We start from the raw sequence: 21,530 nt of genomic DNA, 5'->3' as shown, positions 1-21,530 counted from the left end.
TCCTCCATCTTTCCACCAACCCTCCGAAAAACCATGGCCCGCCGCGCAAGTTCGAACATCCATCCCGGCATCATCATCGGTGCCGTCGTCGCCATCGCCTTGGCCGTCATTGCCGGGAAATCCCTCATCGGCAAAAAGTCCTCCGGCTTCGGGGATGTCGCGAAACTCAGCGTCGACGAACTGCTGGAAAACGGCAACAGCCTGCGTGGGAACGAATACGTCGTGGAGGGACAGATCGACGAGAAGCTCCAGTGGACCTCGGATCGCGGCCAGCTCGTCAGCGTGAAGGTGGACTCGCCGGGCGGGGATGAGTTCGTGGGCATCGAGATTCCGCCGGAATTCAGCAAGCTCAACATCGACTCGAAGCAGAAATACGCGTTCCGTGTGAAATTCAAGCAAGGCGGCATCGCCGTGGCCACCGGAGTGAACCGCCTGTGACAAGACCCCACCCCTCCATTCTCATGAAAGCCCGTTTTCTGCTCCCTCTCTGCCTTGCTTCCCTCGCCCAGGCCCAGGTTTACACACCGCCTCCCGAGGAGAACAAACCCGCTCCCGCAGCCGCGCCGGCGGACACCCCGCCGCCTGCGGAGAAAAAACCGGCCGGACCGCTGGGACAGGAAATCCCGTTGCTGGATCCGGCTGCCGAGACCATCACGGTCGGTGGCGTCTCCATCCCCCTCGGGGACAACCGGGTGCTCAGGGCGCGTTTCGAAAAATACCTCAACCAACCGCCTGAAAGCGACGAAGCCGCGGAGAAGTACCGGGCGGACATCGCGCAGATCCTCGCCACCGTCTCGCCCTTCAGAACCGGCGGACCGGATCTCTACTCGGCCTTCAAGCTGTTGCCCGGCGCGTCTTCCTATCCCGGCGACGCCAACCTCTGCGGCTCGCTCGCTGAATCCATCTACACCGCCATGCTTGCCAAGCAGGACGTGAACGGGTTGAAAAAACTCAACAAGTCCATGGAGGACGAAAAGAAGGCGATCATCGCCGAGGGCGACTGGAAAGCCGCCACTGAGAAAAGCGTCTCCATCACCGAATCCAAGGGTAAGGACGGCGAAAAGAAAACCACCACCGCAAAAGAGGGCCTGGGCATCACGTCGCTCAGATATGCGAACACCCTCAAACGCATCGGGGAGATCGAGACATTGAAAAAGGCGAACATCGTCCGCACCGAAGCACAGACCATCCAAACCAAGGCACAATACCAGGTCAGCATGATCCAATGGTTCGTGCAGCGCCGTTATGAACACGTGCTGATGGCCGCCCGATTCTACAACCAGATCTGGAAGGATGGGGATGCCACGCTGCGCATCGACAAGGACTCGGATGTTTCCAAGCTGTTTTCCCAATCCGTCGGTGTCAGCCCCACCGTCGCGTCGCTGGACTCCCTTTCAAACGAAGCCATCCGCGAGACTTCGAAATACATCGAAGCCTTCGAGCTGATGCTCGCGCGCGACGAACTCCACTCCGCCTCGCAGCGGCTGATGGAGGCCTACGCCCTCGGCGAATATCTCGCTCCGGTCGCCACGCTTTCGCTCGAGAAGAAGCGCCGCATCGCCAACTATTTCCGCGATCTGAACGAGCTCTACGGCACGCTCCAGGCGCACGATTACACAAAGACGATGGAACTCGCCGCGCGGCTGAAGCAGTCCGCGAAGGATTTCCCATCCTCGAAGGTGGACAGCGCCATCGCCGGTTACACGCTGGCTTCCGACCTGGCCATCGAGGAGGCGAAGAGCCATCTTCTCGCAAAAGAAGGCGACAAGGCCGCCGAGAAGATCAAGGCGGCCGCCGAGATCTGGCCGACAAATCCCAAGCTCAAGGAGTTCCGCACGCTGGTGAACAATACCGGCGGACTGGTCGCCTACCGCAATGACTTCGACCGCTTGCTGAGCGAGGGCAATTTCCGCGAAATCGCCCGCCGCCAGTATGAACTCGCCCCCGCCATCCAGGGAGATGCGAAGCGTGAGGAGGCTTTCAAGGAGATCATGACCAATCTCACGAAAATCGAGGCGGCCATCGGCAAAGCCTCGGAGTTCAGCAAGATGGGCCAGGATTACGCGGCTTGGGAGCAACTGGCCAAGCTGCGTGAGGATTTCCCGGACGATCCCAAACTCGGTCGCGAGCTCGAGCTCCTGGCTCCGAAAGTCGCGGATTTCACCCGCGCCCTGGACAAGGCGCAGCAGTTTGAAAAACGGAACCCGAAGCAGCTCGGCTCGGCACTCTCGTGGTATCTCAAGGCCCGCAGCATCCATCCGCAAAGCGACCTCGCCGAAGCAGGAACCCAGCGTCTTTCCGACGAAATTCTCACTCCCGACGGCGGTTCGAGGAAGTGAGCGCCGGCGGAAGTTCCACGGTTCCCTGAAATCCGGTCGTGACTCCCGCCGCCATCGGTTGCAGCTTCCGCGCGTGACCGACAGTGAATCCCTCAACCACCGATTCGGCGGCATCGCGCGGCTGTACGGGCAGGCGGCGTTGGACCGCTTCATGAAATCCCGTGTCGCCGTGATCGGCGTCGGCGGCGTCGGGTCATGGGCGGTCGAGTCCCTGGCCCGCTCCGGCATCGGCCACATCACGATGGTCGACCTGGATGAGATCTGCGTGACCAATGTGAACCGCCAGCTCCACGCGATGGACGGGCAGATCGGACGGCAGAAGACCGAGGCCATGGCTGATCGCGCGCTGGCGATCCACCCGGCCTGCGAGGTCGTCGTGGTCCCCAAGTTTTTCAACGAGAAGTCCGCGGCGGAAATCCTCGACGCGGGATTCGACGCCGTCATCGACGCCATCGACTACGCACGCCACAAGTCCCTGATCGTCGCGGAGTGCCACCGGAGAAAAATCTACGCGGTCACCTGTGGCGGGGCGGGCGGGCGGCGCGACCCCACGCGCATCCGCGTGACCGATCTTGCCTACAGCGGGATGGATCCGCTGCTGCTCCAGCTCCGGCGCGGACTGCGCAATGACTATGGATTTCCGAAGACTCCGAGAAACCAGGATCCTGTGTTGTTCGGTATCGATGCGGTTTATTCGGATGAAAAACCGTATTACTCGCACTGCGATGGCACGGTTTCCAAGGAGGAGCCGGAAGAGATCGCGATGAGACTGAATTGCGCGTCGGGCTTCGGCTCCGCCACCCATCTCATCGCCAGCTTCGGATTGATCGCCGCAGGGCGCGTCTTGGAAAACATCGCGGCACGCGTGTAGGCCTGTCCTGGAGGGGGAAAGCGGCCTCCATCACACGAAGCCTGGAATGCGGGCACAAAAAAAGCGGCCCCAAGGGGGCCGCTTTGAAAAATGATGTCCGGAGACGGTTCCGAGGATTACAGACCCTTCTTCGAAAGGCGGGTGCCTGGGGTCGCGCCTTGGCGGGCCTTGAACTTCGGATTGGATTTGCAGATCACGTAAACCGTGCCTTTGCGTTTCACGACTTGGCAATCAGCGTGACGGCGTTTTGCGGAGGCGAGGGATGAGAGAACTTTCATGACGTGAGATGGTTAAAATGGACCGATGGCACCAGCCGCCGGGGCGCGGAAAGTAGCCAGCCTGCCCGCCATGTAAAGGCATTTTTAGCACGTTCTTGTATTTCTCAAAAAAGTCATTAAGATCTCCTTACTTTGTTCTTTGGAGCCTCAAAAAATCACATTAAACCGAAGTCATGAAACTGCTCATCATCCTTGTCGCGGCACTCGCGCTGAACTCCTGCAACACCTTGATCGGCATCGGTCGTGACACGAAACAAGGCTACCAGTGGACGAAGGAGAAGATCCAGAACAGCGGCGGCGGAGGTGGTGGCGGTGATGAGAACTACGGCGCTCCGGTTTACTGAGACGCCTCCCTGCCGGCCGCCCGCGCGAAGTTTCCAGTTTCCCAGCAGGCTTGACTCTGCTTTGTTGGAGATGTGACCTTCGCCAGTAAAATCACCATCGCCCGGATCTGCCTCGTTCCGGTGTTCGCCGTGCTGGCGTTCTGGTATGGGAGCACGGTCAAAGCCGGTGCGCCGGACGAGCCGTTGCGCTGGTGGGCCCTGGGGGTGTTCGTGCTGGCCGCCTCCACGGATGGCGTGGACGGCTGGGTGGCGCGACGTTTCAACCAATGTTCGAAATTCGGGGCGTTCATCGATCCCATCGCGGACAAGGCCCTGCTGCTGACGGGGGTCATCACCCTGTCACTGGTGGATTGGGGCTCGCCCGGGTGGCACCTGCCGCCATGGTTCGCCGCGATCGTCATCCTGCGGGATTGCATCATCCTCGGCGGCGTGCGGATTTTATGGAACCACCACCGGGAGGTGAAGTTCGCGCCACACTGGTCCGGCAAGGTCTGCACCGTGACGCAGATGTTCGCGCTTGGCTGGGTGATGCTGAGGGTGACGTTGTTCTCCCCCACGATCCCCTGCGCCATCGCCGCGGTGTTCACCATCTGGTCGAGCGTTGCCTACATCCGCCAGGGATACGGAATCTTGCGCGGGAGAGAATTGCCGCAGTAGGATTCCCCTTTAACGAAGCACCCCAGACAGGGCATCCCGCCGTTGCGGAAGCCTGCCTGGGGTGAATGGAATTCCGGTTCCTTGAAAAACCGCGGATTATGTCGGCTGCTCGCCGCGTGCCATCACGATCTTGCCCGTGCGGACGGTCTCGATGATTTCAAACTGCGAGAACATGCTGATGGCGGCATCGATCTTGGAGGAGTTTCCGGTGACGAGCGCGATCATCGAACGCGGGGTGAGATCGACGGTCTTGCCACCGAAGTGCTCGATGATCTGGAGCGCCTGCGTCTGCTGGTCCGCATCGGCGAGGAATTTCACCATGATGAGTTCCTTCACGACGGCGTCATCATCGTTGTGCTCCGAGCAATGGATCACGTCGATGAGCTTGCTGACCTGCATGATGATTTGCGAAAGCCCCTGCGGATCACCGGACACGCCGATGGTCATGCGGGAGAAGTTCGTGTTCCGGCCTTCGGAAACGACGAGCGAGTCGATGTTGAATCCGCGGCGGGAGAAAACCTGGCAGATGCGCATGAGCACGCCCGGCTCGTTGCTCACGAGCACGGAGAGGGTATGCGTCGGGCCACGGGTCTTCGCCGGGGCCGGAACAGGGGTGTCGGTGGTGACAATGGTCTGGGACATGGAAAGATTTTGGATAGGAGATGGGAGATAATGGATGGAGATGAAGAGATGGCTGGAAAGGAGGCCGGAGATTTTTCATCCCCGATCTCCTGTCCCCAATCTTCTTCACGTGGAACCGATCGGCTTCGCCATCTTCGTCTTCGGCGCTTCCGTGATCATGTCTTCCAGTGCCGCTCCGGCGGGGATCATCGGGAAAACGTTGTCCGTCTTCACGCACTCGGCGTGGATGAGGATCGGACCGTCATTGTAGGCGAGGGCTTTCTCAAGCTGCTTGGTGACATCCGCAGGGCGCTTGATGTGCACGGACGGGATGCCGTAGGCGGCGGCGAGCTTGCAGAAGTCGGGGTTTCCGATGAGGTCCACACCGGAGGTGCGGTCTTCATAGAAAAGCTCCTGCCATTGGCGGACCATGCCGAGGTAGTGGTTGTTGAGAACCACGATCTTGATCGGCAGCCTGTGGATCTGGGCGGTCGCGAGTTCGAACAACGTCATCTGGAAACCGCCGTCACCGGAGATGGAGATGACGGTTTTCTTCGGATGCGCCAGCTGTGCGCCGATCGCCGCAGGGAAGCCGAAGCCCATGGTGCCCGCTCCGCCGGAGGAGAGCCAGTGGAAGGACTCGGAATTCTTGTAGAACTGGGCGGCCCACATCTGGTGCTGGCCCACGTCGGTGGAGACGATGGCCTTGCCTTCGGTGAGTTCGTAGAGTTCGTCGATCACCTGCTGCATGCGGAGTCCTCCCTGCTTTTTATAGCCGAGCGGGAACTTCTTCTTGTAGCCGTCAAGCCTCGCAAGCCAGTCCGTGGTCTCGAGCGGTCCGATCTTCTCGTTGATTTCGGTGAGCGCGGCCTTCGCATCGCCCACGATCATCACGTCCGGCTTGATCATCTTGCCGGCCTCGGCGGGATCGATGTCGATGTGGATGATCTTCGCGGTGGAGCAGAACTTCGATGGATTTCCGATGATGCGGTCATCGAAACGGGAACCGATGTTGATGAGCAGGTCGCACTCGATCATCGCCTTGTTCGCATAGGCGGTGCCGTGCATGCCGAGCATGCCGAGGGAAAGCGGGTGGGTTTCCGGGAAAACACCCTTGCCGAGCAAGGTGGTGGTCACGGGAGCGTTCAACGTTTCCGCCAGATAGCGCAGTTCCTTGTCCGCACGGGCGATCATCGATCCCTGGCCGGCGAGAATCACCGGGCGCTTCGCGTTCATGATGAGGTTGGCAGCCTCTTTCACACCGGCGGCATCAATTTGGAACGAACTGCTCGTGTCGTAGCCGGGGAGCTGGAACGGAGGGTTCATGTCACCCGTGAACGCACCGGAAGAGATGTCCTTCGGGATGTCGATAAGAACCGGCCCGGGGCGTCCCGTCGTCGCGATGTGATACGCCTCGCGGGCGATCCGCGGCAGCGCGTTCGATTCCTTCACCAGGTAGTTGTGCTTCACCACCGGAATGGTGATGCCGAAAATGTCAGCTTCCTGGAAGGCATCCTTGCCGAGCATCCAAGTCACGGTCTGACCGGAAATCACGATCATCGGCACGGAGTCCATCATCGCGGTCATCAGGCCGGTCACGGTATTTCCCGCACCAGGGCCCGAGGTCACGAGCACCGCCGCCGGGCGGCCGGTCGCACGGGCATAACCATCAGCCATGTGGACGGCACCCTGTTCATGGCGGACAAGGATGAACTTCATCTTCGTCTTGACCGTCTCGAGTGCGTCGAAGATAGGAATTGCCGCTCCACCGGAGTAGCCGAAGATATATTCGATGCCGAGGTCATCGAGTGTTTTGATGAGCGCTTGTGCGCCGTCCATTTTTTCTTTGCTCATGAAAATTGAGGTTGAGGGGCAAACTTGGGCATTATTTGGCGGATGCACAATCCAAAAATTGAGACAATCGTATCAAATTGGGGAAATTCGCTCCCAGAACGATTCAAAAATGACGATTTTCACACCAATTCGCCCTTCACTTGGGAGGCGGTCAGTGAAACACCCTCCGAGAGAATCAATCGTCGGCCGCTCCGTTGAGAAGTGCCGCCACGCGGTCCGGAGAAAAAGGCGCGGCCTGGATCTGTTCGTCCGACAACCAGTGATAGCGCCTTCCGATGGCGTAAATTTCGTAAACAGTCTGCTCCCGGACAGGACCTTCATCCAACAGCCCGGCCCACGCCAGAGCATCGGCGGGACTGCCGGATTCGGCGATGTTTTTGGAAATGATGGAAATGGCCGGCTGGAAATTTTCGAAAGATGGCTGGCTCTCCAGCCACTCGCGCGCGGCGGAAGGGTCAGTTGAAAACCATTCACAGATTGCCGTCTGGGCCATGCGGTCCTCCCCGGCGGCGAGCAACCGGAGAACGTTGCCTCTCCGGTCTTCGGGCGGGACAAAAGGCGCCAGATCCCCGTTGAAGCCGTGGACGGCCGGAGAAGCGGCGGAGCGGGAGTGTGGCTTTCCTTTGAAAGAAAGCTCTGCGCGGCGGGCCGGAGCGGAGCTTTCGGGTTGCAAGAGAAGAACTCCTGCGATGGCGAGGGAGAGAGCACCCAACCCGATGATGAGAAGTCGGTTCAATCGCTGGCGGACGGTTTTAAAATTTTCAACCACGGATCAGCGGATCACAAAAAACAGGCGGGCATCCGCTCGAAATGCGCATGATCCGTGGCCATCAGGCGTCTCCAATTATTTCGCCACGGCCAGGCGACCGAAGATTCCGTCCTGCTCGACGTTCGGTCCGGCAGTGAAGTAGAGTGACAGTGTGTCGCCGAGGCTCACACCATTGCCGAAGACGATGCCCCAGATGCCGTCGATGAGGATTTGTTTCCCGTCGCGATCCCGGAGATAGTCGTGGAACTCACCGTTCTTGTGGTAGGCGGCGATGCTGCCGTCACCGAAATTCGCCACGAGCAAATTTCCTCCGAAGTTGCCGAAGCCTTCCGGCGCGATGCAGACGCCCCAAGGGGAATTGAGTTTCCCCGCGTCTGCCACGGTGCTGAGGAGTTTGCCATCGCGGTCGAAAAACGCGATGCGCCCGAATCCTTCGCCCGGCAGGTCCTCCGCGGGATCATCCGCCTCCGTGTTCAGCACGGCGTAGGTGACGCAGAGTTTGTCCCCCAGACACTGGATGTTGTAAGGGCTGTACTCTTCCGTCAGGCCCGGAGGCTTGGCGAAGACGACCTTGTCGGAGATTTCCTCCCAACGATTGTTGAAGGTGCGGATCTGCCTCTGCTGGAAATCCGTCACATAAAGGCGGTTGTCCGCCGTTGCCTTGCCATCGGCGTCTTTTTTGAAGGCTTCGGTGGTCATGGCCACACCGGTGAAGGCGGGGAATTTGCGGTTCGCCGGGTCGTGATGTTTGCCCTTGTCAGAGAAATCCTTGACGATGACGGCGCTGTCCATGCTCTCGGCCGTGCCGGAGCGCCAGGCGTTGATCGTACCATCCGTGGTGACGAAAACGAATTTCGCGGAACCGGAGCGCTCGCCCAGCGGGACGGGCTTGCCGCTTGTCATGTCGCTCGTCGGCCCCTTGACGGGAAACTCGACGGGCTGGTCCGGAATATCGCTGGCGGCGTTATACACCTGACCGGTCACATTGCAGAGACCGTCTTCGTAAGAGTAGAGCGGACCGTCGATGGGCACGGCCTTGAGTCCATCCTGATGCAGCGGTTGTCCGTTGGCGTCGCCGATATATAAAGTCGTGGAGGCGTTGCGGGCGTTGCTGATCCATATGTGCCCGCCTTTTCCGGGGGGACGCAAGGCGATGCCCCAGGGATTCGTCACGCGCACGTCGACGAAGGCGGTCGGCTTGAATTCCGGGCGGTTCGCCACGAGCACCGTCTGGTCAAAGCGGTTCCCGGTTTCGGCGAAAGCCGCTTGAGGCAGGGAGGAGAGGCCGAGCAGGGCAGATATGGCAAGGGAGCGGGTTGTCTGGATTTTCATCGGGATCAGAAATAGTTATCAGGAAGGTTCACACGCCGCGGATGATGATATCCATGCGCGGAATGAAACGATTTTGTTCCATAGTATCACTTTGCGGAGGTCCGGTTTTCACCTATTTCTATAATGGATGGTTTATTGTATATCGGTATTCCATTCAATACTGCGCCTGTTTGAGGACCAGTCCCACCATGAAAAATCCGGACGCCCCCTCCGCATCCACATAAACAGTGGAAAGCTGGTCACTGAAAGTGGAGAGTGACGTTTGGTCCGCCACTCCATTCGGAGTCAGCGAGAAACGGACCGGCGTGGAGGGAGTTGTGAAATCCTTGGTATGGCTGATTTCATATTCCGAAAACGCGGTGACCGGGAATTCCAGCTTCAGGCGGACCATTTCACCCGGCCCCTTCCGCTCGACTTTCGTTGATCTGATGTGCAGCGCGAGATCCGGAATGGTGATGCTCACGATGTCCGCGGCAGGATCGTAGGATGTTTGGAAGCGATTGAGATCGGCCTTCGCCGGTTCGGTGGACACGCCTTCCGCATCGCGGAAAACACGTCCTTCGATGTCGTACCGGGAGCCGTGGCATCGGCAGTACATGTAGCTGCGATGGATAGGCACCGGAGGCTGCACGCTGTCATCCATACCCACCTCGAAGCTTTTATAGCGTCCCACCGTGCAACCCTGGTGTTTGCAAACGGAGTCCAAGGTGACGAATCTGTCAGATTCCACACGCGTCAGCGTGAAGGGTGGGAACCCGGTGTTGAACTGATATTGTACGGATCCTCCCGGGACGGCCAGCACCGCGACGGGCCGGGGGGTTCCCGCTTCATCGGGTATCATCACGAGAAGGTCCGCCACCTTCAACCGGATGACGGCGGCACCGGGGCCGGATGTCGTGACTTCCGCACACACGTTCCCGGATCCCCGCAGGCCCACAAGCGTCGTCGCGGTGCCGATGATGAACTGCTTCACCCACCGCCTTCGGGTGGGATGCGAAAGGGAATGCATGAGATATATGAATCATTTTCCGGAACCCGCCGCCAAACATACAGTGCGACAAATTTGATACACTAGAGGAATGGCGCCGCACCGCGATTCGATTCGTTATCGGGATGGAAGGGAGACCGGATGCCATTCCGTTTTTTCCCTGCCGTTATACAACTACTACTACCGATGAAATATAAAACCAAACTCAACCCTCTGCTGGGCATGCTCGTCGCGGCGGCGGCGAACACCGCCAGCGGCCAATTCACCGGCCCAAGCACCGCGTCCTCTCCATACGCCCTGCCCACCCAGCCTGGTTACGAAACCATATCGATCCTGACAGTCGACAACACCGGTGCCATCCCGGACGACACCGTGCCGAAGGTCGGCGGCGGCACCTACAGCATGGCCGGCATCCCGGACGGTACGGGCGCCTTCGACAATGGAGACAGAACCTTCACCCTCCTCGTCAATCACGAGCTCGGCTCCGGCACCGCCGGAGCGCTCCACGCCCATGGTTCCAGAGGCTCGTTCGTCGCCCGTTACGTGATCAACAAAGACACTCTCGCCGTCGTCTCAGGCGAAGATGCGATGAAAGAAATCTATCGCTGGGACTCCGTGAACCAGGTTTCGTTCACGACTCCGCAGACCTTCGGCTTTTCCCGCTTCTGCTCCGCGGACCTCCCCGCCGCCAGCGCCTTCATCAATCCCGGAGGTACCCTGGGCACCTCCGCCCGCATCTTCATGAACGGTGAGGAAGGCGGCAACGGCTGGGCCGTCGGCACTGTCGTCACGGGAGCCGACGCCGGAAAAAGCTACGTGCTGGGCAAATTCAACCTCAGCACCAACGGCAACACGGACGGTGTCACCGGTTCCGGCTCATGGGAGAACAATCTCGCCTGCCCCACCTCTCAGGACAAGACCGTCGTCATCGGTCTCAACGACGGCGGTTCCAGCATCATGAACAACGCCCTCTCGATCTACATCGGCACCAAGACCAGCACCGGTTCCGAAGTGGATAAGGCAGGACTCACCAACGGCATCCTCCGCCACATCCTCGTCACCGGAAATCCCGTGGAGATCACCAACTCCACCTCCCGCGCCACCAACATCACGAACGGAACCCGTTTCACCCTCTCGGCCACCGCCTCCACGGCGTTCTCCCGCCCGGAAGATGGCGCATGGGATCCCAATCCCGCCCGCCCGGGCGTGTTCTACTTCGTCACCACCGACCGGCTCGACAACGCCTCGGACGGTCTCGGTGCCCAGATCGGCCGCAGCCGCCTGTGGCGCATGACCTTCGACGACATCTCCAACCCGGAGGCCGGCGGTAAGATCGACATCCTCATCGACGGCCGCGTCGTCGACGGCGAGCTCATCAACATGTTCGACAACATCGCCATCAACGCCCAGAACGGCCACCTGATCATTCAGGAAGACGTCGGCGGCGCGGAACACAATGGCAAGGTCTGGGACTACGATCCGGCGACCAATTCCATCAAGAAAATCCTGAAGCACGATCCAAAGCGCTTTGGTGACCGCGTGGCCACCGGCAACGGCTTTCCGTCCGGCCTGACCACCGCCGCGACCGCCCCGTTCACCAATGATGAAGAGGCCTCGGGACTCACCGACATCACCGCCATCATGGCCACCAGCACCCGCCACAAGGGCAACCCGGGCGAAGCATGGTATATCAGCTCGGATCAGGCCCACTATGTGAACGGGATCACCACGGATCAGGTGGAAGGCGGCCAGATCTTCGTCCTGCATGACATCGCACCGGCTGTCACCGTGAAGCGTGGTGGCTTCCTCCGCGACCGCCGCACCGGCCTCTTCGCCCAGGACGTCACCTTCACGAACAACAACGCCGGTCCGCTGACCGGGCCGTTCCACCTCGCGCTCGATGGCCTCAGTTCGAATGCAACGCTTTCAAACAAGACCGGCGACACGAGTGCCGCCCTCCCGGCGGGCAGCCCTTACATCACGGTCTCCGGCGGCAATCTCGCCCCCGGTGCTTCCGCCACCGTCACCCTGCAATTCGCCAACCCGAGCAACGGCACGATCACCTACTCCGCCCGTCCGCTCGGCAATACCGCCCCTTGACGCCCCCACAGGTTGCCGTGCCGTTTCATGGCACGGCACCTTTTTCATTCAAAAAACGATTCACGAAAATGAAAACCACACTTCTCAAAAACACATTCCTGCTCGCCGCCGCCGGCCTGATCCTCAGCTCCGCCGCGCAAGCCGCCGTCTACCACGTCAGCATCAACACCTCCACCCTGAGCACCACCGGCAACGGCCCGTTCTACCTGGACTTCCAATTGAACGGCGGAGACACCCCCAGCAACAACTCCGCCACCATCTCGAACTTCAACTTCGGTGGCGGAAGCGCTGTCGACGGCACTCAAACCACCATCGGCAGTGCCAGCGGCAACATCGGATCCACCCTCACCCTCACGAACACCAGCGCTTTCACCGAGTTCTTCCAGGAATTCGTTCCCGGCAGCTTCCTCAAGTTCGACCTGACCGTCACCCAGAACCTCGACAGCATCACCCCGGACCTCTTCGCCTTCTCCATCCTCGACAAGGATCTGTTCGCGATCGATACCACCGACGATTTTGACAGCCTCATCACCTTCAATTTCGACACCGCCGGCCCCCTCAATGTCACCACCTCCCAAGGCCAGGGCGTCTATTCCGGAGTCACGCTCGCGATCCCTGAGCCAAGCACCGGTCTCCTCGGTCTCCTCGTAGGCGGTCTCATGATCGTCCGCCGCCGTCGCGCCTGATTCTCTCGAACCCTCGGAAGCCGCCTCCTCCCCAGGGGGCGGCTTTTCTGTGAAGTGGCATCGATCTTCGGCATCCGGCATCATCCGATTGGTTGCAGATCGATGAGGCGACGCGGTCACCCTGACCTGGAATTCCCGGATTGCGCCGGAAGCGTTTTCGCGCCAGCCTCTCCGCGTTGCAAGCCAGTGCCGAAAATCCGTCCCCGAGACCTGATGACGGTCGCCTGTGGGTGATCGCCCTCGCGGCGTCGCTTGCCTTGAGTGCTGTGATTTTTCTGATCGCGGCCGCCACCGTGACGATTCTGGATATCGTTTTCATCGTTGATAAGGTGATTTCGGACCGATCGGCCGTCAGGCTCGAACAGCCCGCGTCAGTCATCATCTCGCCGGAAGTGATCGAGCAGATCACGGGAAGCACGGCAGCCCTCGCGCCGACGCCCGTCGTTCCGGCCCGCACGACACCGGACTTCGCGCGGACCTCGGAGGACCAGCGCGGCAAACGTCCGGATACCACCGCTTTCATCGGCGAGCGGGATACCGAGGCGACCAGCGACCGCGCTCCCGATCCGAATGCCAAACGGCTTCCCTCCCAGCGTGGCGAAACCCCTCGCGACGAAAACGACCTCGAAACCACCCAGAGCAACTACCGCGATGGCAAACTCGAAGCCGATGGCGAAAAAGCCGCTCCCGCCCCGGCGGAAATGACACCGGCAGCCCCGCCTTCGCCTTCCGCTGCCGCCGCACGGCCCGAACCTCAGGCACCGGAAAACCCCGCCGCGGATCCAGCCGTCGCCAAACCCGCCCCACCTGTGAAGCCCGCGAAAAACATCGGCGACGAAGCAAAAGCCGAAACCGCCGGTCCCACCGAGCTTCTTCAAGGCCAGAATCCCGTGGACGTGAACGTCCCCAAGCCAGCTCCGGAACAATCCCTCGCCCCCAAGCCTTCCGCACCCGCTGCGGAAAACACCGCCGCCACCGCGAAACAGCCCTCCCTTCCCAAACCGAAACCCGCCGCCACACCCGGCGATCCCGGTTTCCGGGGCAACCAGCGCAAGAAAGCCATCCAAGGCTCCATCTCACGCAGTGGCCGTAGCGCGCTGGATGTCGCGGACACCCCGCTTGGCCGTTACCAAGCCGCCATCAGCCGCGCCGTCGAGCAAGAGTGGCAACGGAACTGCGTGCGTCACCGGGATTTCATCACTCCGGGATTCCTCACGGTGCGCTTCTACCTCCTGCCGACCGGCAAGGTGAAGAGCGTGCAATTCATGGGCGACATGCAAACCGGCGAGGTCCAGAAAGGTTTCACGCTGAATTCCATCCGCGACGCAGCCATTCCTCCCATGCCCAAGGAAATCCGCGCCGACTACCAGGATGAGGCGCTCGAAATCATCTTCAGCTTCTATTTCTAACAAAGCCTCACTTCATGATCCAAGCCATCACCCTCCTCGCCGCCATCCCGGGATTCGACTCCGTCTGGGGATTCTTCCAAAAAGGCGGAATCTTCATGATCCCGCTCGGCATCACCTGCATCGCCGGGCTGATGGCCATCGTTTACAAATTCCTTTCCCTCGGTGGCGACCGCGTCATTCCCGTCGGGCTCGCCCGGGAAATCGCCACGCTTGATCCGGACACCTCCACCGCCGCGATCCGCGAATTCCAAGAAGGAAAAAGCACGCTTGCCCGCCTGGGTGCCGTCGCGGTCAAGCACCGGGGCAAGCCGGGCGCGAAGATCACCGCCGCCATCGAGGCCGCCGCCCGCGAGGAAACCGTCCACCTCCACTCCGGCATCGGCATTCTCGATATCGTCATCACCATCGCCCCGCTGCTCGGACTCGTCGGCACCGCGTCGGGACTCGTCGTGATCTTCGAGGGCCTGGGAGACACCAGCGACCACACCGTCATTTCACGCGGCATCGCCGAAGCCCTGAGCACCACCATTTTCGGCATCGCCATCGCCGTGCCGGCCGTCATCGCCCATGGTTACTTCCACCGGAAAATAGAAAAGCTCACCGCCCGTCTCGAAAGCCTTTTGGCCGATCTCACCCGCGCCGTGGAAAGACCGGAACGTCCATGAAATTCTACCGCCCCGCCCGCACCCGGCACAATATCCAGGTCATTCCGATGATCGATATCTGCCTCATCCTGCTCATTTACCTCGCCGTCAGCACCGTTTTCAAGAAACCCCGCGACATCCTCCATATCGAGCTTCCCACCGTGCGCGAGATCGCCTCCGACACCGTGGCGGACACCCGCTCGGTCATCGCCGTGGATTCTCTCGGAAACATCACGCTCGATACCCTCTCCGTCCCCGAGGGGCTGCTGGAAAGCTACCTCATCGCCTACCAGAAACAAAACCCGGGTCGCAAGCTCGAGCTTGAAGCTGACAAGAAACTCCCGCTCGAACGTCTGCTCACCGTTTGGGACGCCCTTACCAAGGCTGGCATCCCGATCAAGGAGGTCCCCGCCAGGATCAAGCTGAAATGACGGTAGACGTAAGAGAAGAGGGAGATACGCGTAAATGGAGCATCGCAAACCATCCGCGTTTTCCTCATCTTCCATCCTCCATCTCCCATTCATTATCCTTCCGAATGAAAGCCCTCGCCCTTCTTCTCGCTCTCACCACCCTCGCCTCCGCCGAATGGACCAACCTCTGGCCCGCCGAGGCACCCGGTGCCAAACAGCCACCCTCCGGCACGGAAAAGGACAACGGCGGCCGTCTGACCGATATCGAGATCCCTCAATACCAGGTTTACCTCCCCGAGAAAAACAAGGCCACCGGAGCCGCGGTGGTCATCCTTCCCGGTGGCGGCTACGGCATGCTCGCGAGCAATCATGAGGGCCACGACATCGCGAAATGGCTCACCGGCCAGGGCATCGCCGGCATCGTGGTGAAATACCGTGTCAGCGGAAACGCCGCGCTCGGCTATCAGTTCCCCGTGCCCTTCCTCGACGCCCGCCGTGCCATCCGCACCGTGCGGGAAAAATCCGGAGAGTGGGGTGTCGACACGAAAAAAATCGGCATCATGGGCTTTTCCGCCGGTGGCCACCTCGCCAGCCTCTGCACCACCCGCTTCGCCGACACCTTTCCCGAAGAAGGGAAGGACGCCGTCGACAAACAGGATTGCCGTCCGGACTTCTCCATCCTGATCTACCCGGTCATCTCCATGGACCCGGCGCTCGCCCATGGTGGCTCGCGCAAGAATCTGCTGGGGAACAATCCCGATCCCGAGATTTCTGCAAAATACTCCACCGAAAAAGCCGTCACAAAGGACACCCCACCCGTCTTCCTCCTCACCACCGCCGACGACGGCGTGGACTGCCGCAACAGCCTGGAATTCGCCATTGCCTGTAAGGCGAACAACGTTCCTGTCTCGCTGCACCTCTTCGAAAAAGGCGGCCACGGCTACGGCCTCAACGGCAAGGGAGATCTGGCCGCATGGCCGCAGCTGTTGGAAAAATGGCTGGCAAGCCACCTGCCCGCAGGAAAGTAACGTCCTGCCACCGATGAATATCCGCCTGATTTCCGGTCACCCCGTCCATCAATTAGGATCACCATATCTTTAAGATTGCTATTTCGACTCCGGCGAATCAGAACCTCGCCAGAGAATCCGCCCCCGGTATAAACTCATGAAAACCAGCAGTTTCGTCAGTGGTTCATCCGTCATCCTCGCGGGGTGGCTCGCAGCGACATTTCTCAACGAGGTGCCGGCCCAGCGCTATCCCAAGCTGGATAGGAAACCTGCGACCGCGTCCGTGGAAGAAGCGAAGGAAACCTCCATCCTCGCGACCACCCAGGTGAAACCGGCCACCCGGCCGGTATCATTCTCCCGCTGATTTCCGCAAACCGCGGCATGGCTGCCAAGCCCATCATCTGCGAGGTCGGGCCCGGCATCCATTGGTGGTGCTCCTGCGGCCGGACCAGCCATCCGCCGTTCTGCGATGGCTCCCACAAAGGCACCGGCAGGCAGCCGGTGAAATTCAATCTCGCGGAAAAAACCACCGTCCGCTGGTGCCGGTGCGAACTCACTGGAGATTCCCCGGACTGCGGCGGCCCGCATCCTTGCTTGCCGCCGCAGTGTGACTAGGAAGCTGCTGTTTCAATAGGTCTTCAGCCACGCGACAACATCCGCCACATCTTGCGCGGACATGCCCAACTGATCCGCGCCCAGCATGAGCGAGCGGTCCATATCCTTCCGGCTGGCGATCTGGTTTTTCGGGACACGTTGTGTCAGTCCACCGGTCGCACGGATGACCACCGGATCTCCGTCTGCGACAATGTGGCCATCGATCCATTTTCCGTCCTTGAGGTTGATCGCCGTTCCTTCGAAACCATGGGAAATGTCAAACGATGGGTCGACGATGGAACGTGCGACGATCTCCGGTGCCTGGCGGCTGCCGAAGCCCTTCAAATCAGGACCATAGTCAGGACCGTCCTTGCCGATCTTGTGGCACATCACGCAACGGGCCGCCACGGTTTTACCGCGGCTGGCGTCGCCCTTGAGGGCCATCACGTCAGCAACGGTGAATTTGGTGCTCTCCGGTTTCGCGGGAACGATGACTTCCACCAGCGGCACGGCATCTTCGATCAGCTTGCGCTTTTTCAGCTGCTCTTTCAGACCGAACGATGACCACTCGCCTTCGCTCCGGTTCACCAGCCACCACAACGCCTGATCTCTGACAGCGGAACCTTCCGCCGCAAGGTCCATCAATGCATCCGCGGAATCCTTCGACTTGATGAATGCCAGCGAATCCACCGCGAGCTTGCGCTGCGCTTCGCTCAAACCTGCCGCGGCGGCGCGTGTCTTGAGAGACGGCACGGCGGCTTCCGGCATCAACCGCCAGGTGAGACGGGCGAATATGTCCGTCCAATCCGCAGGCGCGCCGGGCTTCATCTTCTGGCCGATTGCTTTCCAAAGGGCTTCGGTATCATGACCGGCTCCGATTCCGATCGACTCGAGGTAGGCGCGGTCCTTGCCGTCATACTTTTCGGCCACCGCCACCAGCACCTCGCGGGATTCATCGAATTTCCGATAACGCATCGCACGGGCGGCCTCCGCCCGGACTTCCGGCGAGGAATCGGTCGCAAGCTTGCGGGCATACGGCAGGTCCTCGATCGCTCCGTCCGTCCGGCGGATCGCACGGAAGGCGGTGAGACGGTCCCCGGCGTTGGTACCGGTCAGGATGGAATTGAGTTTCGCGCGGCCTTTCTCACCGAGATAGGGCATCAGCCAGATACCCCGCGCCGCGACAAACGGGTTCGGATCCTCCAACACTTTCGCAACGGCGTCATACGCCGAGGCTCCGGTGGTTTTCAACTTTTGATAGCCAAGGTAACGCACGTTCACCGCGGGCGACTTGAGGGCGAGGATGGCTCCATCCACTTTGCCGAGATCAATCTTCGGAACGACGGATTTGAATCCCTTCGGCGCGATCCGGTAGATGATGCCCGATGCGGCTTCGTCCTGGGTGTCATGACCACCGACACGTGGGTCGGTCCAGTCGGTCACATACAACGCGCCGTCCGGTCCCACACAGACGTCGGACGGACGGAAATTGAACTTCAGTTTGTCCTGGTCCGGTGCGGCTTTTTTCTTCACGCCACCGGTGAAATCCGCACCGTCGAACTGCTTCTCGGGATTGGTGGTCAGGAAATCCGTGCGATCCAGCTTGAATCCGGCTCCATCCGTTTCCGGTTTGTAGCCGAAGATGACATTCCTTGCCGCCTCGCACGACAACAATGTGCCGTTGAATTTTTCACCGAGCGCGCCATTCTCATAAAACGCCACCCCTGTCGGAGATCCGCCACCGTAGACATCCCCCGCAGGCATGGAACCGGGATTCTCCTGGCGCCAGTGGGCCGTCGGCGTGTCCTGGCCGGGACGCTGGTCGGCATTCCAGAAGCGGGTGCCGTCGTTGGAGAAATAACCCGCGTTGCCATACTCCAGAACATTGCTGGTCCGGCAGGCCGGAGGGTCGTCATTGTCATTCTGGAAGACATAACCCAGCGAGTTGATGGTTTGTTCGTAGGAGTTCCGGTAATTATATCCCACGATCTCCGCGTGGGTCGCATCGGGATTCATGCGGACCGTGAAGCCTCCCACATAAACGAAGCCATCATCGCTTTTCTCACCGGAAACAGCCTTGGTATCGACAGGCCACTCACCACCGCCGCTCTTGTAGTAATAGCTGCCGACACGGAACGTTTTTCCAGACTTGTCGGTGAAAACAGCGCAGGTGTTGCCTTGGTTGAAATAAAATTTGCCATCCGGACCCGCGGTAAGCGAATGCAGCGAGTGGTCATGGTTCTTGCCGTTGAATCCGGTAAGCACCACCTCACGCTTGTCACCGGATTTCGGATCAAATTTTCCATCCCGGTCCGCATCCGTCAGTTTCAGCAGGTTCGGTGGCTGTGAGACGTAAACCACATTGTCGAAGACCGCGATCCCGAGAGGAGACACGAGTTCCGGGTCCTGCCAGAACACTTTGGAACTGTCGCACTTCCCATCTCCATCCGTGTCCTCAAGGATGACGATGCGGTCCCCTCCTTCCTGGCGGCCGGCCTTGCCACGGTAATCCACGCCTTCCGTCACCCAGATGCGGCCGAGATGGTCGATGTCGAGGTTGGTGGGATTGAAGAGGGCCGGTGAAGCCGCCCATGGTGTGATTTCCAAGCCCTCGGGAAGCTGGAACGAATCCAAAGGCATCGCCGGTGGCTCCTGTCCCGGAGTCCAGGCGTGGGCCGCGGGCATCGTTGCGAGAATCAGGAACCGGTGGAGGAATTTCATGGGTTTCATAAATCAGATTTGGGAACGCTATTACACCGGTTGGTGGGGTCAACTATCAACAAATCCCCTGCCTTCTTTGACATTCGTGCGGCCGCCCGCTACTTAGGGCCATGCGATCGCTGATCAAACACGTCCTCAAACGAACGGACCCTTGTGATGAACTCCATGTCGCCGGCTGGGTCCGCACCCGCCGCGACTCCAAGGCGTTTTCCTTCCTTGAGTTGAACGACGGCAGTTGCCTCGGAAACCTGCAGATCGTCGCGGACGCGGGCATTCCCGGTTATGAGGATATCGCCAAGATGAGCACCGGAGCATCCATCGAGGTCCGGGGCAGGCTCATCCCTTCTCCCGCCGCCGGACAGGCTTGGGAAATGCAGGCGGAGTCGTTGAAATTGCTGGGCGGTGTGCCTGAGGATTATCCGCTCCAGAAAAAAGGCCATGGCCCCGAGTTCCTTCGCGGCATCGCCCATCTCCGCCCGCGCACCAATCTCTATGGGGCGGTCTTCCGCATGCGCAGCCGCATGGCCTTCGCGGTGCACGAATTTTTCCAAAAGCGGGACTTCATCTATGTCCATACGCCCATCATCACCGCCAGCGACTGCGAAGGAGCGGGCGAGATGTTCCGCGTGACCACGCTTCCGGATGACAAGATTTCAAAAGCCGAAGACGATTTCTTCGGCAAGCGAGCCTACCTCACGGTCAGCGGCCAACTCGAGGGGGAGACCTTCGCCTGTGCGCTGTCCAACATTTACACCTTCGGTCCCACCTTCCGTGCGGAGAACTCCAATACCTCGCGCCACGCCGCGGAATTTTGGATGATCGAACCGGAGGTTGCGTTCTGTGACCTTGAAGGAGATATGGATCTGGCGGAAGCGCTCGTGAAACATCTGGTCACCGAAGCCCTTACGAAAAGTGACGATGACCTCACGATCTTTGAAAAATTCGTGGATAAGGGCCTCCGCGAGCGTCTTGAATTCGTCGCCAGCCGCCCCTTCGAACGCATCAGCTACACCGACGCGGTCGAACTGCTGATCTCCAGTGGTAAGAAATTCGAATACCCGGTCGCATATGGGTTGAACCTGCAATCCGAGCACGAGCGCTGGCTCACCGAAGAACACTTCAAGAAGCCGGTGACCGTTTTCAACTACCCGAAGGAAATCAAACCCTTCTACATGCGGCTCAACGATGATGGCAAAACCGTGACGGCGATGGACGTGCTCGTTCCAGGAATCGGCGAAATCATCGGCGGCAGCCAACGGGAAGAGCGATTGGACGTATTGTTGGAAAACTTCAAAAAACACGACCTCGATCCGGAAAACTACTCATGGTATGCGGACCTGCGGAAATACGGAAGTGTCCCCCACGCCGGATTCGGTCTTGGATTCGAGCGGTTGCTCATGTTTGTCACCGGCATGGCCAACATCCGCGATGTCATCCCGTTTGCCAGAACTCCCGGGCATTGCGAGTTTTGAAAAGCCCGCATTGTCGGGTGGAAACTCCGACGATCTGCCGAACTTCCGGTTGGAAAATGTTCTCCTGCAGGAAGTCTGAAGCCTGGCCAACGCCGAGGCCCGGGCGCGGGGTTCCGGGTTTGCGTAACAACAAAGCCGCCGGGATAAACAAAGCCGCCGGGATATTCCCGGCGGCTTTGTTTGTGTAAATAATCCCGAGTGCGGTTGTTCTGGATTTACCAGATTATTCCCCTGCCGGTATTTCGCGAAACGCTTTAATCCCAAGTCCTGTCGGTGTGGTCCCCACGTCCGGTTGTTTCTTCCCCCCCGTTTTGTCCCTTCTACCCCGGTTGTGCTCCGCCGGTTATGCTCCTCCTCTCTCCACGATCCTTTCCACCCTTTCCACCCTTCCCTCTCTCCTCCCCCCGCACAAAAAAAGAGCCCGGCTCCCTTTT

Annotated in this window: 21 protein-coding genes; 14 read left to right on the top strand and 7 right to left on the bottom strand. The window is 59.9% G+C overall.

The window, feature by feature from the left end:
• Positions 1-33: 33 nt before the first annotated feature.
• The 3 genes from JIN84_RS09760 (at position 34) to JIN84_RS09750 (ending at position 3,210) form a co-directional block, all read left to right on the top strand.
• Complete coding sequence (locus JIN84_RS09760; RefSeq protein ID WP_200350865.1) at positions 34-438, top strand: hypothetical protein; 405 nt, start codon at positions 34-36, stop codon at positions 436-438.
• 23 nt (positions 439-461) lie between these two features.
• Positions 462-2,339, top strand: coding sequence for a hypothetical protein (locus tag JIN84_RS09755; protein ID WP_200350864.1), 1,878 nt, complete (start codon positions 462-464; stop codon positions 2,337-2,339).
• Positions 2,340-2,412: 73 nt separating this feature from the next.
• A complete protein-coding gene (locus JIN84_RS09750) occupies positions 2,413-3,210 on the top strand; it encodes a tRNA threonylcarbamoyladenosine dehydratase (protein WP_325099582.1) in 798 nt (265 codons plus the stop codon).
• Between the two features lie 116 nt (positions 3,211-3,326).
• Here JIN84_RS09750 and ykgO read toward each other — a convergent pair whose 3' ends face one another.
• Positions 3,327-3,488, bottom strand: a complete 162-nt coding sequence (gene ykgO, locus JIN84_RS09745; protein ID WP_200350863.1) for a type B 50S ribosomal protein L36 — start codon at positions 3,486-3,488, stop codon at positions 3,327-3,329.
• Positions 3,489-3,661: 173 nt separating this feature from the next.
• Here ykgO and JIN84_RS09740 point away from each other — a divergent pair, with 173 nt between their 5' ends.
• Positions 3,662-3,832: a hypothetical protein gene (locus JIN84_RS09740; protein WP_200350862.1), complete on the top strand. Its 171-nt coding sequence runs from the start codon at positions 3,662-3,664 to the stop codon at positions 3,830-3,832.
• 72 nt (positions 3,833-3,904) lie between these two features.
• Complete coding sequence (gene pgsA / locus JIN84_RS09735) at positions 3,905-4,489, top strand: CDP-diacylglycerol--glycerol-3-phosphate 3-phosphatidyltransferase (RefSeq protein WP_200350861.1); 585 nt, start codon at positions 3,905-3,907, stop codon at positions 4,487-4,489.
• A gap of 96 nt (positions 4,490-4,585) precedes the next feature.
• On the opposite strand, the gene ilvN is transcribed toward pgsA, so the two are convergent.
• The 5 genes from ilvN to JIN84_RS09710 all read right to left on the bottom strand — a co-directional run bounded on the left by ilvN (position 4,586) and on the right by JIN84_RS09710 (position 10,074).
• The gene (ilvN, locus tag JIN84_RS09730) at positions 4,586-5,131 is read right to left on the bottom strand and encodes an acetolactate synthase small subunit (RefSeq protein ID WP_200350860.1); all 546 of its coding nucleotides are present in this window, start codon (positions 5,129-5,131) and stop codon (positions 4,586-4,588) included.
• Between the two features lie 105 nt (positions 5,132-5,236).
• The gene (gene ilvB / locus JIN84_RS09725) at positions 5,237-6,964 is read right to left on the bottom strand and encodes a biosynthetic-type acetolactate synthase large subunit (RefSeq protein WP_200350859.1); all 1,728 of its coding nucleotides are present in this window, start codon (positions 6,962-6,964) and stop codon (positions 5,237-5,239) included.
• Between the two features lie 175 nt (positions 6,965-7,139).
• Positions 7,140-7,700 (bottom strand): hypothetical protein, encoded by a 561-nt coding sequence (locus JIN84_RS09720; protein WP_200350858.1) that lies wholly within the window; start codon positions 7,698-7,700, stop codon positions 7,140-7,142.
• A 108-nt stretch (positions 7,701-7,808) separates the two neighbouring features.
• Positions 7,809-9,065 (bottom strand): TIGR03118 family protein, encoded by a 1,257-nt coding sequence (locus JIN84_RS09715; protein WP_200350857.1) that lies wholly within the window; start codon positions 9,063-9,065, stop codon positions 7,809-7,811.
• Between the two features lie 154 nt (positions 9,066-9,219).
• Entirely contained in the window at positions 9,220-10,074 is an 855-nt protein-coding gene (locus JIN84_RS09710) for a QcrA and Rieske domain-containing protein (RefSeq protein ID WP_200350856.1), read from the bottom strand.
• A 165-nt stretch (positions 10,075-10,239) separates the two neighbouring features.
• Here JIN84_RS09710 and JIN84_RS09705 point away from each other — a divergent pair, with 165 nt between their 5' ends.
• The 8 genes from JIN84_RS09705 to JIN84_RS09670 all read left to right on the top strand — a co-directional run bounded on the left by JIN84_RS09705 (position 10,240) and on the right by JIN84_RS09670 (position 16,924).
• Positions 10,240-12,153 (top strand): hypothetical protein, encoded by a 1,914-nt coding sequence (locus JIN84_RS09705; protein WP_200350855.1) that lies wholly within the window; start codon positions 10,240-10,242, stop codon positions 12,151-12,153.
• Positions 12,154-12,221: 68 nt separating this feature from the next.
• Complete coding sequence (locus JIN84_RS09700) at positions 12,222-12,839, top strand: NF038129 family PEP-CTERM protein (protein WP_200350854.1); 618 nt, start codon at positions 12,222-12,224, stop codon at positions 12,837-12,839.
• Between the two features lie 257 nt (positions 12,840-13,096).
• Positions 13,097-14,248 (top strand): hypothetical protein, encoded by a 1,152-nt coding sequence (locus JIN84_RS09695; RefSeq protein WP_200350853.1) that lies wholly within the window; start codon positions 13,097-13,099, stop codon positions 14,246-14,248.
• Positions 14,249-14,262: 14 nt separating this feature from the next.
• Positions 14,263-14,913 carry a MotA/TolQ/ExbB proton channel family protein gene (locus tag JIN84_RS09690; protein WP_200350852.1) on the top strand — a complete coding sequence of 217 codons (651 nt, stop codon included), beginning with the start codon at positions 14,263-14,265 and terminating at the stop codon, positions 14,911-14,913.
• A complete protein-coding gene (locus JIN84_RS09685) occupies positions 14,910-15,323 on the top strand; it encodes an ExbD/TolR family protein (protein ID WP_200350851.1) in 414 nt (137 codons plus the stop codon). Before JIN84_RS09690 ends, JIN84_RS09685 begins: the two co-directional genes overlap by 4 nt.
• A gap of 104 nt (positions 15,324-15,427) precedes the next feature.
• Entirely contained in the window at positions 15,428-16,330 is a 903-nt protein-coding gene (locus JIN84_RS09680; RefSeq protein ID WP_200350850.1) for an alpha/beta hydrolase, read from the top strand.
• Positions 16,331-16,466: 136 nt separating this feature from the next.
• A complete protein-coding gene (locus tag JIN84_RS09675) occupies positions 16,467-16,673 on the top strand; it encodes a hypothetical protein (protein WP_200350849.1) in 207 nt (68 codons plus the stop codon).
• A gap of 17 nt (positions 16,674-16,690) precedes the next feature.
• Positions 16,691-16,924, top strand: a complete 234-nt coding sequence (locus tag JIN84_RS09670; protein ID WP_200350848.1) for a CDGSH iron-sulfur domain-containing protein — start codon at positions 16,691-16,693, stop codon at positions 16,922-16,924.
• A 12-nt stretch (positions 16,925-16,936) separates the two neighbouring features.
• On the opposite strand, the gene JIN84_RS09665 is transcribed toward JIN84_RS09670, so the two are convergent.
• On the bottom strand, positions 16,937-19,624 hold the full coding sequence (locus JIN84_RS09665) for a PVC-type heme-binding CxxCH protein (RefSeq protein WP_200350847.1): 2,688 nt from the start codon (positions 19,622-19,624) through the stop codon (positions 16,937-16,939).
• A 110-nt stretch (positions 19,625-19,734) separates the two neighbouring features.
• Here JIN84_RS09665 and asnS point away from each other — a divergent pair, with 110 nt between their 5' ends.
• A complete protein-coding gene (gene asnS, locus JIN84_RS09660; protein ID WP_200350846.1) occupies positions 19,735-21,096 on the top strand; it encodes an asparagine--tRNA ligase in 1,362 nt (453 codons plus the stop codon).
• Positions 21,097-21,530: the final 434 nt, after the last annotated feature.

The organism is Luteolibacter yonseiensis (genome assembly GCF_016595465.1).
GTDB classification, from domain to species: Bacteria; Verrucomicrobiota; Verrucomicrobiia; order Verrucomicrobiales; family Akkermansiaceae; genus Luteolibacter; species Luteolibacter yonseiensis.
Note: the sequence above shows the minus strand (reverse complement) of the source record. Positions and strands in the feature narration are given on the sequence as shown.

What these genes read in the sequence shown, in the direction of transcription:
- JIN84_RS09760 (WP_200350865.1), top strand. Translation starts at nt 34, where the DNA reads ATGGCCCGCCGCGCAAGTTCGAACATCCATCCCGGCATCATCATCGGT.
- JIN84_RS09755 (WP_200350864.1), top strand. Translation starts at nt 462, where the DNA reads ATGAAAGCCCGTTTTCTGCTCCCTCTCTGCCTTGCTTCCCTCGCCCAG.
- ykgO (WP_200350863.1), bottom strand. Translation starts at nt 3,488, where the DNA reads ATGAAAGTTCTCTCATCCCTCGCCTCCGCAAAACGCCGTCACGCTGAT.
- JIN84_RS09740 (WP_200350862.1), top strand. Translation starts at nt 3,662, where the DNA reads ATGAAACTGCTCATCATCCTTGTCGCGGCACTCGCGCTGAACTCCTGC.
- ilvN (WP_200350860.1), bottom strand. Translation starts at nt 5,131, where the DNA reads ATGTCCCAGACCATTGTCACCACCGACACCCCTGTTCCGGCCCCGGCG.
- ilvB (WP_200350859.1), bottom strand. Translation starts at nt 6,964, where the DNA reads ATGAGCAAAGAAAAAATGGACGGCGCACAAGCGCTCATCAAAACACTC.
- JIN84_RS09715 (WP_200350857.1), bottom strand. Translation starts at nt 9,065, where the DNA reads ATGAAAATCCAGACAACCCGCTCCCTTGCCATATCTGCCCTGCTCGGC.
- JIN84_RS09710 (WP_200350856.1), bottom strand. Translation starts at nt 10,074, where the DNA reads ATGCATTCCCTTTCGCATCCCACCCGAAGGCGGTGGGTGAAGCAGTTC.
- JIN84_RS09705 (WP_200350855.1), top strand. Translation starts at nt 10,240, where the DNA reads ATGAAATATAAAACCAAACTCAACCCTCTGCTGGGCATGCTCGTCGCG.
- JIN84_RS09700 (WP_200350854.1), top strand. Translation starts at nt 12,222, where the DNA reads ATGAAAACCACACTTCTCAAAAACACATTCCTGCTCGCCGCCGCCGGC.
- JIN84_RS09690 (WP_200350852.1), top strand. Translation starts at nt 14,263, where the DNA reads ATGATCCAAGCCATCACCCTCCTCGCCGCCATCCCGGGATTCGACTCC.
- JIN84_RS09685 (WP_200350851.1), top strand. Translation starts at nt 14,910, where the DNA reads ATGAAATTCTACCGCCCCGCCCGCACCCGGCACAATATCCAGGTCATT.
- JIN84_RS09680 (WP_200350850.1), top strand. Translation starts at nt 15,428, where the DNA reads ATGAAAGCCCTCGCCCTTCTTCTCGCTCTCACCACCCTCGCCTCCGCC.
- JIN84_RS09675 (WP_200350849.1), top strand. Translation starts at nt 16,467, where the DNA reads ATGAAAACCAGCAGTTTCGTCAGTGGTTCATCCGTCATCCTCGCGGGG.
- JIN84_RS09670 (WP_200350848.1), top strand. Translation starts at nt 16,691, where the DNA reads ATGGCTGCCAAGCCCATCATCTGCGAGGTCGGGCCCGGCATCCATTGG.
- JIN84_RS09665 (WP_200350847.1), bottom strand. Translation starts at nt 19,624, where the DNA reads ATGAAATTCCTCCACCGGTTCCTGATTCTCGCAACGATGCCCGCGGCC.
- asnS (WP_200350846.1), top strand. Translation starts at nt 19,735, where the DNA reads ATGCGATCGCTGATCAAACACGTCCTCAAACGAACGGACCCTTGTGAT.